Here is a 13,981-nt window from a genome sequence, read left to right as displayed (position 1 = left end):
GTGTTTTAGACCTGCAAACGCTGCGCGCCAACGGCGGAAAATCTTGGGGTGTGTTCAGGTAGGCTTTTGCTGATCGAACCGATCGGCGTTTCGCAATTGCGGGAAGCGCCAGGCCCACAACACGGTGACGATGATGGCCCCCACGCCGCCGATCACCACGCCCGGTACCGCGCCGATATAGCGGGCGGCGAGGCCCGATTCCAATTCGCCCAGTTCGTTGCTGGCCGAAATGAACAGGCCCGACACGCTGGATACACGCCCGCGCATGTCATCCGGCGTGTGCAGCTGGATCAGGCTGCCGCGCACGAACACGCTGATCGCATCGGCTGCGCCCAGCACCGCCAGGGCCGCCAGGCTGAGCGGGTAGGAGGTGGACATGCCAAAGACGATGGTGGCCAGCCCGAAAAGCGCCACCGAACCGAACATCACCGGGCCAACATGGCGCCTGAGCGGCCGGCTGGCGAGCAGCACCGCCATCACCACCGCGCCTGCCGACGGCGCGGCCCGCAGCGGCCCCAGCCCTTCCACGCCAACATGCAGCACATCGCGGGCATAGACCGGCAGCATCGCGGTCGCCCCGCCCAGCAACACGGCAAACAGATCAAGGCTGATCGCGCCCAGCAGCACCTTGTTGTGGCGGACATAGGCAATGCCCTCCACCAGCGAGCGCCACGGCGTGAGCACCGATGGCGCCGGGCGCGGCACCGGCCGGATGATCATCAGGCAGATGAAGGTGAGGGCGAACAAGATGGCAGCCACCACATAGGGCGTGGCTGGCGACACCGCATAAAGAAAGGCACCCAGCGGCGGGCCCAGCACCGCGCCGGTTTGCCAGCTGATGCTGTTCAGCGCGATGGCCTGCGGCAGCAGTTCGCGCGGCACCAGGTTGGGGGCGAGTGCGGCCATCGACGGCCCCTGGAAGGCGCGGCCCACACCAAGCAGGGCGGCGACCACGAACAACGCCAGCATCGGCATGTCACCGGCAAGCGCCAGCCAGCCGAGGACCCCGGCGCAGCCGATTTCCAGTGCGACGGCGGCGCGGGCGATATAACGCCGGTCCACCCGATCGGCGATTACGCCGACCACAAGCGCCAGGCAGAATAAGGGCAGGAACTGCGCCAGCCCGATCATGCCGAGCAGGAAGGCCGCATCGTCCCGGCTCATGCTCTCGCGGGCGATATCGTACACCTGCCAGCCGATGACGACGACCATCATCATGCCTGCGACGGTGGCGAGAAAGCGCGCGACCCAGAAGGCACGATAATCGCGGATTTTCAGCGGGGCGGGAATGGACGGCACGGCCAATCCATAGAAAGCCGTGGCGCGGGCGGCAATGCTGTATTCAGAAAGTCATGGTATCAGCAGTCGCTGGGGGCAGCGGATTCGCCGATTGTGCCCGCATATGGTAGCCTTACAACCGATGAGCTTTCGTCAATTTCCCGGCCTGGTGATGGCGACCGTCCTGTGCGGCGTCGGCATGATCCAGATGGTATTGGCCTGGTCCGGCTGGACCTTGGGCCTTGGCTGGCAATGGGGGCTGGTGGCGATCATCCTGTCGCTGGTGGCGCGCTTTAACGGCTATATCCTGGTTGGCACCTTCTTCTTTGCGCAGGAATATCTGCACTGGCCGTTGCCGCAGTGCCTGGCGCTGACGGCGGTGGGGCTGATTTTCCTGACGCCGCGGGTGTTCACCGAAATCATGGGCGCCCTGACAGGCAAGAATATCAAGCCGCTGTGATCAGGCCTCTTTCAGGCTGACGAAACTGTCGAGCACGCGCTTGCGCCCGGCTGCCGGGAAATCAATTTCCAGCTTGTTGCCATCAACATGGAACACGGTGCCTTCGCCAAACTTGGCGTGAAACACCCGCGTGCCCTTGCGAAAGGCCGGGCTGGGGCTGAGCGAGACGGCGCTGACCCGTGCCTCTCGCGGTGCAGCACTACGCGGGCCAAAATCGCGATTTTGCCCAGCTTGCGCCGCCCGGTCCCAGCCCGGCCCGCGACCGGTGCCGCGCTGCACATGCGCGAACGGATCGCCGCCTTCCAGCGCCGCGCGCCACAGGCTGGGCCCGCCGCTCATGGTGGATCGCGCCAGCACATGTTCGGCCGGCAATTCGTCGATGAAGCGGCTGGGCAGGGCGGCCGTCCACTGGCCATACACCTGGCGGTTGGCCGCATTGATGATGTGCGCGCGTTTGCGGGCACGGGTGATGCCCACATAGGCCAGCCGCCGTTCTTCCTCCAGCGCGCTGGTGCCGCCTTCGTCCATTGATCGCTGGCTGGGGAACACGCCTTCCTCCCAGCCGGGCAGAAAGACATGATCGAATTCCAGCCCCTTGGCGGCGTGCAGCGTCATGATGGTGATCTTCTCATCATCATTGGCCGCCTCATTGTCCATCACCAGCGCGACATGTTCCAGGAACGCGGTCAGGCTGGGATAATCGCCCATTGCCCGCACCAGCTCCTTCAGATTCTCGATGCGGCCATCAGCGTCGGTGGATTTGTCGGCCTGCCACATGGCGACATAGCCCGATTCCTCCAGCACCACTTCGGCCAGCTCGGAATGGCCCATGGTGCCGGCCATGTCGCGCCAACGGGCGAGATCGGTGCAGAAGGCCTTCACCGCGCGCCGGGCTGCGGGGGTGAGATCATCACTGTCCACCAGCGCGGCCGCCGCAAGCGACAGCGGCAGGTTAAGGCTGCGAGCGGCGGCGTGCATCGTCGCCATCGCCTTGTCGCCCAGGCCGCGTTTCGGCACGTTGATGATGCGTTCAAACGCCAGCGCATCGGCAGGCGAATGCACCAGCCGCAGATAGGCCAGCGCATCACGCACTTCGGCGCGCTCATAGAAACGGAACCCGCCGACGATGCGATAGGGCAGGCCGATGGCAATGAAGCGGTCTTCGAACAGGCGCGTCTGGAACTGGGCGCGCACCAATATGGCCATGTCGTTCAGGGAAACACCTTCACGCGCCAGCCGTTCGGCCTCGTCACCCACCAGTCGGGCTTCCTCCGGCCCATCCCAAACGCTGGTCACTTCCACGCGCTCACCGCTGGTGTGGGCGGTGAACAGCGCCTTGCCCAGCCGGCCGCGGTTGTGCGCGATCAGCGTGTTGGCAGCAGCGAGGATGTGGGGCGTGGAGCGGTAATTCTGTTCCAGCCGGATCATCTTGGCGCCGGGAAAATCCGCTTCGAAACGCAGGATGTTGGCGACTTCGGCGCCGCGCCAGCTGTAGATCGACTGATCATCATCGCCCACGCAGGCCAGGTTGCGCGCCGGCCCCACCAGCGCCTTCAGCCACTGATACTGGGCGCTGTTGGTGTCCTGATATTCATCCACCATCACATATTTGAAACGGCGCTGATAATCGGCCTGCACATCGGGGTGCTGGCGGAAGATGGTCAGCATGTGCAGTAGCAAATCGCCGAAATCGCAGGCGTTCAGCGCCTTCAGCCGTTCCTGGTAACGCGCATACATGGCAGCACCACCGCCGTGCGCACCATCGGCATAGGCGAAACTCTCGCCGCCCGGCACATCGGCGGGGAGCTGGCCCTTGTTCTTCCAGCGGTCGATCAGGCCGGCGAGTTGCTTTGGCGGCCACCGCTTGTCGTCGATGCCGGCTTCGGCCACCACCTGCTTCAGCAGCCGCAGCTGGTCATCGGTATCAAGGATGGTGAACTGCGGGTTCAGGCCCACCAGTTCGGCATGGCGGCGCAGCATCTTTGCTGAAAGCGCGTGAAATGTGCCCAGCCACGGCAGGCCTTCGGCCATCGGCCCCAGCAGCATTTCGGTGCGGTGGCGCATCTCGCGCGCCGCCTTGTTGGTGAAGGTGACGGCCAGCACTTCCGAGGGCCAGGCGAGACGGTTGAACAATATGTGCGCCAGGCGGGCGGTGAGGGCTTTCGTCTTGCCGGTCCCGGCGCCGGCCAGGATCAGCACCGGGCCTTCGGTGGTGGTCACCGCCTCGCGCTGCGGCGGATTCAGCCCGGCCAGCCACGGCGGCTCACGGGTCGCAGAATCATGGGCCACCGGCAGGGTCATATGTGAACAAGTAAGGAACAAGTTGGCCGCTGCCAAGCCGCAAACCGCCCCCCTGACTCAAAGCGCCGCGGCTGCCGCCGTTCCTCCCCTTGTGGCCTGATCGACAAGGATGAACGATGACCGCGATGCTGAAGCCGCCAGTGCAGATGGTGCGCGATCTGGGGTGGCGGCAGGTGTTGGGCCTGCATCAGGCCGATGATGGTTTCTGGGCCGAGGTGCGTGGCCAGCAGTTGGCGCAACTGGCACGCAATGTGCCGTTCAATCTCAGCCTGCTTACGGTCAACCTGGTGGCGGTGCTGGCGGTATTCGGTCGTTCGGTGCCATTCACCGGACTGGCTCCGTGGCTGTGCGGCATCGCCGTGTTGGCCGGCCTGTGGAGCCTGCGCATCGTGCGCCGCCGGCCACAACCTGGGCGGCGCCGGGCCGGCCGTTTGGAATTTTGGCGGGTGACGGCGGAAATCGGCGCGCTGGCGACCTTCTGGGCCGGGATGGTACATGCCCTGGCGCCGTCGCAATCGGCAGAAGGCCAATCGGTGCTGTTGCTGTTCTCGCTCGTCGGCCTCGGTGCGGTTACGAGCGCGGCGGCCACCATGCCGGTTGCCGTGCTGCTGGTGTGCTGTGCCATCACAATCAGCATGGTGCTGGCCTTTCCAGCCGGCACCGCGCTCGATCATCCGGTCGTGCTATTGGGCCTGGCCAGTTTTGTTGCCATCAAGCTGCGCTCCGCGCTGGTCACCACCTATCACACCATGGCCCGGCTGAAGAGCGAGGCCGATCTTTCGGAACAGGGCGAGGTCGTCCGCCTGCTGCTCAACGAATATGAATCGAACGGGTCGGATTGGCTGCTGGAATTGGATGGCCGCGGCTGCCTTACGCATGTCACCACCCGCTTTGCCGATGTCGCGCGCCGCCGCCGGGCGGACATGTTGGGCCAGCCGCTGCTGGCATTGCTCGATCCGGTGCAGGGCGGGGCGACCACGGCGGCGCTGGCCCATGCAGTGCGGACACGCGAGCCATTCCGCGATCTGGTGGTGCCGGTGCCGCTGGGCCGCGACCTTAGGTGGTGGGCGCTTTCAGGCACGCCGAAACAGGATGCGGCGGGCAATTTCACCGGATTTCGCGGTGTGGGACGTGATGTGACCGAGGTGCGGCGCAGCCAGGAACGCATCGCGCAACTGGCGCGCTTCGATCCGCTCACCGGGTTGGCCAACCGCAGCCTGTTCCGCGAATCGCTGGATGATCTGGTTGAAAATGCTGCCCTGTCGGGCCGGCCGGCGGCGCTGCTGTTTGTCGATCTTGATCGCTTCAAGGCGACGAATGACTGCTTCGGCCATGCCGCTGGCGATCTGCTGCTGCGCCAGGTCGCACAGCGCCTGGCGGCCCTGGTGAAAGCCCAGGTGAAAGGCGGCGCCACCATCGCGCGGCTGGGCGGCGATGAATTCGCCATTGTGCTGCCCGATAGCAGCGGTGATCGCGCCGTAAAACTGGCGCAGCGTATCGTGAAGGACATGGCCCGGCCGTTTCCGCTGGGGGAGGAAGGCCGTGCCGGTGCCGCAGTGGTAGGCGCATCGGTGGGCTGGGCGCTGGCGCCGTTCGATGCCGAAACGCCGGAAGATCTGCTGAAATGTGCCGATCTGGCGCTGTATCGGGTGAAGGAACAGGGCCGCGGCGCGGCCTGCCGCTTTGCCCCGGAAATGGCCCAGGCCGTGGCCGAGCGCCGCAAGCTGGAAGCCGATCTGGCAGCCGCGCTGGACCGTGGCCAGTTGCGGCTGCTGTTCCAGCCGGTGGTGGACAGCGAGGACGAACGCATCACCGGGTTCGAAGCATTGCTGCGTTGGCATCACCCGGAACTGGGTGTGGTCTCTCCGCTGGATTTCGTGCCGGTGGCCGAGGAAACCGGCCTGATCGTGCCGATCGGCACCTGGGTGATCGATGAGGCGCTGGCCTGGGCGACACGCTGGCCGGCGCATGTGAAGGTCTCGGTCAATCTATTGGCGGTGCAGGTGGAGGAGGCGAGCCTGCCCGATGTGATCGCCGCCGCGCTGGCCCGCCACCAGATCGGCCCGGAGCGGCTGGAACTGGAGATCACCGAAAGCCTGTTCCTCGCTGAAAAGCCGGCGGTGATTGAGGTGCTTGCGCGACTGACGGCGATGGGGGTGAGCTTCGCGCTGGATGATTTCGGCACCGGATATTCAGCGCTGGGCACGCTGCAGAAGGCCAGTTTCAGCCGCATCAAGATCGATCGCAGTTTCGTGGCGCGGGCTTCGGCGATGGGCGATGAAGCCAGCGCCATCATCCAGGCCATCGTGCGCCTCGCCGCCAGCCTGGATATGCAGACAACAGCGGAAGGCACCGAAACCCGTGCCGCCTTCGAATTGTGCCGGCAACTGGGCTGCACGCAGGTGCAGGGCTATCTGTTCGGCAAACCGATGCCGCCGGAGGAAGCGACGCGGCTGGTGTGCGAGGCCGCGCTGACCTGAGGCTTATTCGTCCACCCAGCTTTGCAGCAGCGTGTGGGCGATGGCCAAGGGCGGCGGGGCGAGGAAATCGCCATTGCCGGCAAGTGCCGCGCGCACTTCGTCCTTCGTCACCCAGCGCACTTCTTCCAGTTCGTCTTCGTCCAGTCGCACCTCGAACCCATCGGCTTCGGCAAAGGCGGCCATCATCAGACTCGATGGGAAGGGCCAGGGCTGGCTGGCCAGATAGCGCACCCGGCGCGTGGTGATGCCGGCTTCTTCCCACAATTCGCGGCGCACGGCTTCTTCCAGGCTTTCGCCCGGCTCCACGAAGCCGGCGAGCGCCGAAAGAAACCGCTTGGGAAAGCGCGGCTGGCGGCCGATCAGCGCATGGCCATCCTTGATCGCCAGCATGATCACCACCGGATCAACCCGCGGGAAATGCTCGGCCTTGCAGGCGACGCAGCTGCGGGCATAGCCGGCCTTTGAAAGCTCGGTCTTGCCGCCGCAAACGGCGCAAAAGCCGTGGCGTTGGTGCCAATCGAGGATGGAGCGGGCCTGCGCCACGATCGCTGCCTCCGGCGCCGCCAGCAGAGCGCCGGCTGCACGGGCATCGAGCAGCTTGCCGCCAAAATCGGCCACCAGTTCATCCGACGGCGCGGCCGCCGCAAAACGCGGGCCATCGGGGCCGATCCCGACGAAAATCGACAGCGCATCGTGTGGCACATCGGACCGATAGGCCCACAGGATCGACGTGGGTTCACCGGACCTGACCACCGGATTGAGGCCATCCATCACCAGCCAGCGCGCGTCGGGCCGGGCGCGCATGGCGATCAGCGCTGCCGGATCGCGCCTGATCTCGTCGGCACGGTCCAGCATGTTGCCGCAAAAGCCGGTGACCGGCACGTCATGGAAGATCGTCATGCCGCCTTGTTCTCCCTGAAATCGTCGGCGGCAAGCCCCAGCCGCGCGGCCTTGGCAAAAAGCGTGGGCATGCCGGCGGATTCGACCGCGCCCAGCGCCAGCCACTCGCCCGTCATCGCGGGCTTGGCCGGCAGGATCAGCGCCTGCACGTGGAGTTCCAGATCGAAATGGGTGAAGCCGTGGCGCACCACGCCCAGCGTCTGCCAATCGCCGGCCAGTGGCGGCGCGCTCTCTCCACGCCAGTCACAACTGGGCAACGCCCGCATGCCGCCGAGCAGGCCCTTGGCCGGACGCAGTACCGTCAACACCGCGCCGCCCGCCTCGATCCACCAAGCCGTGCCCTGCCTTGTGGGCCGCGCCTTTTTCGCGGCCTTCACCGGGAAGGCACCGGGCGTGCCGGCCTTGTGGGCGGCGCAGGAATCGATCAGCGGGCAGGCGAGGCAGCGCGGGGTCCGCGCCGTGCAGACGCGGCGGGCCAGATCCATCATCGCCTGCGCGAAATCGCCGGCCTGCCCCTGCGGCACCAACGGCGTGAGCGCGGCGCGGATGGCAACACGGGCCGCGGGCAGGGGGGTGGCAATCGCAAACATCCGGCTCACCACCCGCTCGACATTGCCGTCGATCACCACGGCATTGCGGCCGAAACCGAACGCCGCCACCGCCGCTGCCGTGTAATCGCCAATGCCCGGCAGATCGCGCAATTCGGTTTCGCTGGCCGGGAATCGCCCGCCGTGTCGTTCCACCACGGCCCGCGCGCAGGCGAGCAGGTTGCGGGCGCGGGCGTAATAGCCAAGCCCGGCCCAGGCCTGCATCACGTCGGCATCATCCGCCGCCGCCAGCGCCGAAACCGTCGGCCAACGCGACGTAAAGGCGTGGAAATAGGGTGTTGCCGCCTCCACCGTCGTCTGCTGCAGCATCACTTCGGACAGCCAAACACGATAGGGCCAATCCGGGTCGTCCGGCAGCTGCCTGCCGGGCGGATTGCGCCACGGCAGGTCGCGCGCATGGGCGCAGTACCAGTGGAGAAGTTCGTGGGGCCAGCTATCGGTCACGCCGCGTCTATGGCATGGATCCGGCGATGCCAAAAACGCCTTCAAAAGCTGCGCCGCCAAAGCCGCAGGACAAACCGCGTGGTGGCCGCGCCAAGCCGATTGCCGAGCTGGTCAGCGATGTCGGCGGTCAGGCCTTCAAGCGGTTCGGCTTCACACATTCGGCGCTCAATGATCGCTGGGCCGAAATCGTCGGGCCCCAATTTGCCCGCCACAGCCGGCCGCTGCGGCTGCGCTTCCCGCGCGGCCAGAAGGATGGCGGCACGCTGGCCGTGGCCGCCACTGGCGCGCTCGCGCCCATGTTGCGCCATGTCGAAGCGCAGATCATCGAACGCGCCAATCGCATCCTGGGTTTTGCCGCGGTCGCCCGCATTGCCATCGAACAGGGCGCCGCCACCATGGCGCCGCCGCCCGAACCGCCGCCGCCGCCGCCCGGCCCGCTGCCGGAAGCCACGCGCACCACGCTGCGGGACATTGCAGACCCGGAATTGCGCGCCACGCTGCAATCGCTGGCCGAAGCGCTGGCCACTTCCAACGGCCTGCCGAAAATTCGCTGACGGGAAGGGGCTTGGCGCTGCCGCCTGCGCCACGCTAGAGAAGACTCATGCGACTATCTTTTGCCTTCCTGATTGCCGGCCTCTCCGCTGCCCCGCTGATCGCAGCACCTGCCAAACCGGCCGCGCGCGCGGTGGCCGCGCCGGCTGATTGGTCCACCCGCCTCGCCACCACGGCGCAGGGCGGCATATTGATGGGCAACCCCACTGCGCCGGTGAAACTGATCGAGTTCGGCAGCCTCACCTGCCCGCACTGCCGCGCCTTTCATGAAGCCGGCCTGCCGGTGATCCGCAGCCGCTGGCTGGCGGCTGGTCAGGTGAGTTATGAATATCGGCCGTTCTCGTTGAACGGTATCGATCTGATGGCCGGGCTGCTGATGCAGTGCCAGGCCGCGCCGCAGGCCTGGGCCTTCGTCAACCGCATCTATGCCCGTCAGGATCAGCTGATCCAGCCCTTCATGACCATCCCGGAAGCCGAACGCACACGTATCCAGGCGCTGCCGCAGGACAGCCAAGGTAATGCCATGGCCATCGCCGGCAAGCTGCCGGAATTCGCCGCCGCCGCTGGCCTGCCGCGCGCCCGTTATGATGCCTGTGTTGCGGCAAAGCCGGGGATGGACCGGCTGCTCGCCATCCGCGCCGATGCCGTGCAGAATCACAAACTGCAGGGCACGCCCAGTTTCCTGATCAACGGCCGCATGCAAACCGACGTGTTTGATTGGGCCGCGCTTGAACCATTGCTTGATGCCGCCGTGAAGGCCGCCCCTGGAAGGACGAAATGATGCGCTTGCTTCTTGCTGTTTCCGCTCTCGCGCTGATGCTCGCCGCTTGCGGTGAAAAGACCGCCATGCCAGACGCCTCTGGGGCAGCCGATGCGCCCGCCGGCCCCGCCGTGGCCGCGCCGGCCGGGCAGAACTGGGTGGATGTCGTGGCTGCCACGCCGGAAGGCGGCTTCCGCATGGGCAACCCGGATGCCCGCGTGAAGCTGGTGGAATTTGCCTCGCTCACTTGCCCACACTGCCGCGAATTCCACGAAGCAGCGGCGGCCACGCTCAAATCCAAATATGTCGCCAGCGGCAATGTTTCCTATGAATATCGCAACTTCGTGCTGAACGGCCCGGATTATGCCGCCACCGTTTTGGCCCGCTGCCAGGGCGCTTCAGCCTTCTTCGGCCTGCTCGACAATTTCTACGCTGATCAGATGGGCTGGACCGAACCGTTCGGCCGCATCGGCAAGGCCGATCAGGAAGCGCTCAGCAAGCTGCCGGAAGATCAGGCCATTGCCCGCATGGCCGAACTGGGTGGCCTGGCTGATTATGTGAAGCTGCGCGGCATCCCGCGGGCCAAGTTCGATCAGTGCCTCGCCGATCCGGCGCAGCTGAAGGCCGTGAATGATCTCAGGAACCAGGCAGTGAACGAGCTGAAGCTCACCGGCACGCCCAGCTTCATCATCAACGGCACGGTGCAGGAAGGCGTGTTCAGCTGGGCCGATCTCGAAACCAAGCTGCAGGCGGCTCTTCGGTAAGCGCCCTTGGAATTTCGCCGTCTTCGCCTTGCGGGCTTCAAGTCCTTCGTTGAACCGGTCGATCTGCTGATCGAACCGGGGTTGACCGGTGTTGTCGGCCCCAATGGCTGCGGCAAATCCAATCTGCTCGAAGCGCTGCGCTGGGTGATGGGCGAAGGCAGCCCGAAATCCATGCGATCGGGCGGCATGGACGATGTGATCTTTGCCGGCACCAGTGCCCGCCCGGCGCGCGAGTTCGCGACTGTTACGCTGCACCTTGCCGGCAGCGCCGGGGAGGAGATCGAGGTGCAGCGCCGTATCCAGCGCGGCGCTGGTTCGGATTACCGCCTCAACGGCCGCGATGCCCGCGCCCAGGATGTGCGCCTGCTGTTCGCCGATTCAGCCACCGGCGCGCACAGCCCGGCGATCGTGGGCCAGGGCCGCATCAGCGCGATCATCGCCGCCAAGCCGGCCGAACGCCGCCAGTTGCTGGAAGAAGCCGCCGGCATCGCTGGGCTTGCCGTGCGCCGGCGCGAGGCCGAGATTCGCCTGCGCGCCGCTGAAGCCAATGTGACGCGGCTGGACGATGTCATCAGGGGCCTGGAGACGCAGGCCAATACGCTGCGCCGGCAAGCCAAGTCTGCCGAACGGTACCGCAGCCTGTCTGACCGGATCCGTCATGGCGAGGCCGCGCTGATCCATGCCCGCTGGCACACCGCCGTGGCGCTGAGCGAACGCGCCCGCAAGGCCGCCGTGGCCGCCGAAACGCTGGCCGCCGAACGCACACGGCTGGCAGCTGGGCTAACGGCCGAAGCCGCCGATGCCAATGCCGCGCTGCCGGCGCTGCGCCAGTCTGAAGCGGAAGCGGCAGCCGCCGCCCAGGCCCTGCGCCAGCGCCGCGCCTTGCTGGACGCCGAAGCGCAGGAACTGGCCCGCCGCGATGCCGCACTGGCCGCCAGCATCGCCAGTATCGACCGCGACGCGGCGCGCGAAACCGCCCTTGCCGATGATGCCGCCGCCGCAGGTGAGCGACTCGCTGCTGAATACGCCGCACTGGCCGAACGCCTGGCGGCGCTGGCGGCAGAGCGTCCGGCGCTGGCCGAACGGCTGACGCTGGCGCAAGCCGCAGCACTGGCCGGCGAAACCGCCCTGTCTGATGCGATGGCGGCTCACGCTGCTGCTGCAGCGGCTGCCCGCGCCGCCAGTGACGCCGCCGCGGCCGCCACCGCCCGCGCGGCCCGGGCCGAGGCCGAAGCAAAGAGCCTGGCCGAACGGCTGGCACGGCTGGCCCCGGCGCCGGATCTGGAACCGTTCCGCGCGGCCGTGGCCAAGGCGCAGACTGATGTTGCTGCCGGCGAAACCGGCGTTGCCGAAGCAGAAGCGGCCCGCCCCGCCTCAGAAGCCGCGCGCAGCGGAGCCGCCGCCGCGTTGGCCGCCGCCCGCGCCACGCTGGCCAGCCTGGAGGCCGAAGCCCAGGCGCTGGCGCGCCGGCTGGCGGCTGATCAGGGCGCCGGGAAAAATGGGGCCCCGCGTATTGCCGATCAACTGGTCGTTGCTGCCGGCTATGAAGCTGCGCTGGCCGCCGCGCTGGGCGAAGACATGGAGGCTGGTCCTGCCAGCTCCACCGCGCCGCGCCGCTTTGCCGGCAGTGTGGCGGCTGACGATCCGGCATTGCCGGCGGGCGTCGTGCCGTTGGCGGGCCAGGTGCAGGCGCCGCCCGAGCTGGCGCGCCGGCTGGCGCAGACCGGCGTTGTCGATACCGCGCCCGATGCCCAGTTGCTGACCACCTTGAAGCCCGGACAGCGGCTGGTGAGCCGCGACGGCAAATTGTGGCGTTGGGACGGGTTGGTGGATGCCGGTGGCCGCACCGATGCCGCCGCCGCACGCCTGCGCGCGCGTCGCCGCGCCGCCGAACTGGAGGCCGAGCGCCAGGCCGCTGCCGGCACCGTTGAAAAAGCGAGCGCAACATTGCGCGACGCTGAAGCCGCTGCCGCCGCCATTGCTGCGGCCGAGCGCGCCGCCCGTCAGGCCCGCGACGCGGCGGCGCGGCTGCTGACGGAAGCGCGCGGCCGGCTGGCGCAAGCCGAAACCGCGGCGGCCCGCGCCGCCGGCGAGGAATCCAGCCTGAAGACTTCCGCCGCCCAGGCCGAGGCCGACCGAGCGCGGCTGGTGGCCGAAGCCGAAACGGCGCGCGCGGCCGTGCCGGCGGCCGATGCACTCGCCGGCCTGTCAGCGGCGCTGGCCGCTGCCCGAACCGGCAATGACACCGCCCGCACCGCGCTGGCCACCGCGCGCGCCGCCGTGGACACGGCCGGCCGCGATGCCGACTCCGCCGCCCGCCGTCGCGCCGCGATTCAGGCGGAACAGGGTGATTGGCAGCGCCGTATCGCAGCCAGTGCCGGCCAGCGCAGTGAACTCGCCAACCGCCGCGAAGCCGCCGAGGACGAACGCGCCGGCCTTGCCGCTCGCACCCGCGCCATTGCCGCCGACCTGGCTGGCCTGGCGTCCACCACGCAAACGGCAGACGCCGCCCGCGCTGCTGCTGCCGATCGGCTGGCTGCGGCCGAATCTGCCCTGAACGCCGTCTCCGCCCGCGCTCGCGCTGCTGACGCGGATGTCGGCGAAGCCCGCGAGCTGCGCGCCACCGCCCGCGCCGAAGCCGAGCATCAGGATGCCGCCCGGCTCGATCTGGAACGCCTGTGCGGGGAGCGGTTCCAATGTCCGCCGCCCCTGTTGCCTGGCCGTTTCGGCTTCGGCATCGAACCCGGCGATCCGGCCGCGCTGGCCGAATCCCTCGATGCGCTCACCGCCGAACGCGATCGGCTGGGCCCGGTCAATCTGCGGGCCGATATCGAGCTGAAGGAATTGGAAGAACAGGCCCTGCTCACCGCATCGGAAAAGGCCGAGCTTGATACAGCGATCGCCCGCCTGCGCGGCTCCATCGGCAGCCTCAACCGCGAAGGCCGACAGCGGCTGCAGGCAGCGTTCACCGCTGTTGATGGCCATTTCCGCACGCTGTTTTCCGATCTGTTCGGCGGCGGCGAGGCGCAATTGGCGCTGATCGAATCCGATGATCCGCTCGAAGCCGGCCTCGAAATCATGGCGCAGCCGCCGGGCAAGAAGCTGCAGTCGCTCACGCTGCTTTCCGGCGGCGAGCAGGCGCTGACGGCGACGGCGCTGATCTTCGCCTTGTTCCTCTCCAATCCGGCGCCGATCTGCGTGCTCGACGAAGTCGATGCGCCCTTGGATGACGCCAACGTGGAACGTTTCTGCGACCTGCTCGACCGGATGGCGGCTGAGACAGCCACCCGTTTCCTGATCGTCACCCACAACGCCGTTTCGATGAGCCGCATGCATCGCCTGTTCGGCGTCACCATGGGCGAACCCGGCGTGAGTCAGCTGGTGAGCGTTGACCTGCAGACCGCCGAGAGACTGGTGGCCATGGCGTAACCGTC

10 protein-coding genes are annotated in these 13,981 nt (G+C 67.3%); 6 read left to right on the top strand and 4 right to left on the bottom strand.

Translation table 11 applies throughout. The annotated features are described in order from the left end of the window. Window positions 1–54: 54 nt before the first annotated feature. Window positions 55–1,299, bottom strand: a complete 1,245-nt coding sequence (locus G566_RS0106475) for an MFS transporter (RefSeq protein WP_029131345.1) — start codon at window positions 1,297–1,299, stop codon at window positions 55–57. A 121-nt stretch (window positions 1,300–1,420) separates the two neighbouring features. On the opposite strand from G566_RS0106475, the gene G566_RS0106470 reads away from it, so the two are divergent. Next, the gene (locus G566_RS0106470) at window positions 1,421–1,738 is read left to right on the top strand and encodes a hypothetical protein (protein ID WP_022679864.1); all 318 of its coding nucleotides are present in this window, start codon (window positions 1,421–1,423) and stop codon (window positions 1,736–1,738) included. On the opposite strand, the gene G566_RS0106465 is transcribed toward G566_RS0106470, so the two are convergent. Continuing rightward, a complete protein-coding gene (locus G566_RS0106465) occupies window positions 1,739–4,039 on the bottom strand; it encodes an ATP-dependent helicase (protein WP_022679863.1) in 2,301 nt (766 codons plus the stop codon). Between the two features lie 116 nt (window positions 4,040–4,155). Here G566_RS0106465 and G566_RS13740 point away from each other — a divergent pair, with 116 nt between their 5' ends. Continuing rightward, window positions 4,156–6,519 carry a putative bifunctional diguanylate cyclase/phosphodiesterase gene (locus G566_RS13740; RefSeq protein ID WP_022679862.1) on the top strand — a complete coding sequence of 788 codons (2,364 nt, stop codon included), beginning with the start codon at window positions 4,156–4,158 and terminating at the stop codon, window positions 6,517–6,519. A 3-nt stretch (window positions 6,520–6,522) separates the two neighbouring features. On the opposite strand, the gene nudC is transcribed toward G566_RS13740, so the two are convergent. Further along, a complete protein-coding gene (gene nudC / locus G566_RS0106455; RefSeq protein WP_022679861.1) occupies window positions 6,523–7,419 on the bottom strand; it encodes an NAD(+) diphosphatase in 897 nt (298 codons plus the stop codon). Continuing rightward, window positions 7,416–8,471, bottom strand: a complete 1,056-nt coding sequence (locus G566_RS0106450) for an A/G-specific adenine glycosylase (protein ID WP_022679860.1) — start codon at window positions 8,469–8,471, stop codon at window positions 7,416–7,418. The genes nudC and G566_RS0106450 overlap by 4 nt, the downstream gene beginning before the upstream one ends. Before the next feature lie 26 nt (window positions 8,472–8,497). Between G566_RS0106450 and G566_RS0106445 the strand changes: the two genes are divergently transcribed. Genes G566_RS0106445 through G566_RS0106430 form a run of 4 tightly spaced genes read left to right on the top strand, consistent with a single transcriptional unit; the run spans window position 8,498 to window position 13,976 of the window. Beyond that, the gene (locus G566_RS0106445) at window positions 8,498–9,025 is read left to right on the top strand and encodes a DUF721 domain-containing protein (RefSeq protein WP_084706803.1); all 528 of its coding nucleotides are present in this window, start codon (window positions 8,498–8,500) and stop codon (window positions 9,023–9,025) included. 47 nt (window positions 9,026–9,072) lie between these two features. Beyond that, window positions 9,073–9,804: a thioredoxin domain-containing protein gene (locus G566_RS0106440; RefSeq protein ID WP_022679858.1), complete on the top strand. Its 732-nt coding sequence runs from the start codon at window positions 9,073–9,075 to the stop codon at window positions 9,802–9,804. Next, window positions 9,801–10,547 carry a thioredoxin domain-containing protein gene (locus G566_RS0106435; RefSeq protein ID WP_051135966.1) on the top strand — a complete coding sequence of 249 codons (747 nt, stop codon included), beginning with the start codon at window positions 9,801–9,803 and terminating at the stop codon, window positions 10,545–10,547. Before G566_RS0106440 ends, G566_RS0106435 begins: the two co-directional genes overlap by 4 nt. 6 nt (window positions 10,548–10,553) lie before the next feature. Continuing rightward, on the top strand, window positions 10,554–13,976 hold the full coding sequence (locus tag G566_RS0106430) for a chromosome segregation SMC family protein (RefSeq protein ID WP_022679856.1): 3,423 nt from the start codon (window positions 10,554–10,556) through the stop codon (window positions 13,974–13,976). Window positions 13,977–13,981 lie beyond the last annotated feature (5 nt).

The organism is Sandarakinorhabdus limnophila DSM 17366 (genome assembly GCF_000420765.1).
Classification (GTDB): domain Bacteria; phylum Pseudomonadota; class Alphaproteobacteria; order Sphingomonadales; family Sphingomonadaceae; genus Sandarakinorhabdus; species Sandarakinorhabdus limnophila.
This window is presented reverse-complemented; position numbering and strand designations above follow the sequence as displayed.

What these genes read in the sequence shown, in the direction of transcription:
- G566_RS0106445 (WP_084706803.1), top strand. Translation starts at nt 8,498, where the DNA reads ATGCCAAAAACGCCTTCAAAAGCTGCGCCGCCAAAGCCGCAGGACAAA.
- G566_RS13740 (WP_022679862.1), top strand. Translation starts at nt 4,156, where the DNA reads ATGACCGCGATGCTGAAGCCGCCAGTGCAGATGGTGCGCGATCTGGGG.
- nudC (WP_022679861.1), bottom strand. Translation starts at nt 7,419, where the DNA reads ATGACGATCTTCCATGACGTGCCGGTCACCGGCTTTTGCGGCAACATG.
- G566_RS0106470 (WP_022679864.1), top strand. Translation starts at nt 1,421, where the DNA reads ATGAGCTTTCGTCAATTTCCCGGCCTGGTGATGGCGACCGTCCTGTGC.
- G566_RS0106435 (WP_051135966.1), top strand. Translation starts at nt 9,801, where the DNA reads ATGATGCGCTTGCTTCTTGCTGTTTCCGCTCTCGCGCTGATGCTCGCC.
- G566_RS0106465 (WP_022679863.1), bottom strand. Translation starts at nt 4,039, where the DNA reads ATGACCCTGCCGGTGGCCCATGATTCTGCGACCCGTGAGCCGCCGTGG.
- G566_RS0106440 (WP_022679858.1), top strand. Translation starts at nt 9,073, where the DNA reads ATGCGACTATCTTTTGCCTTCCTGATTGCCGGCCTCTCCGCTGCCCCG.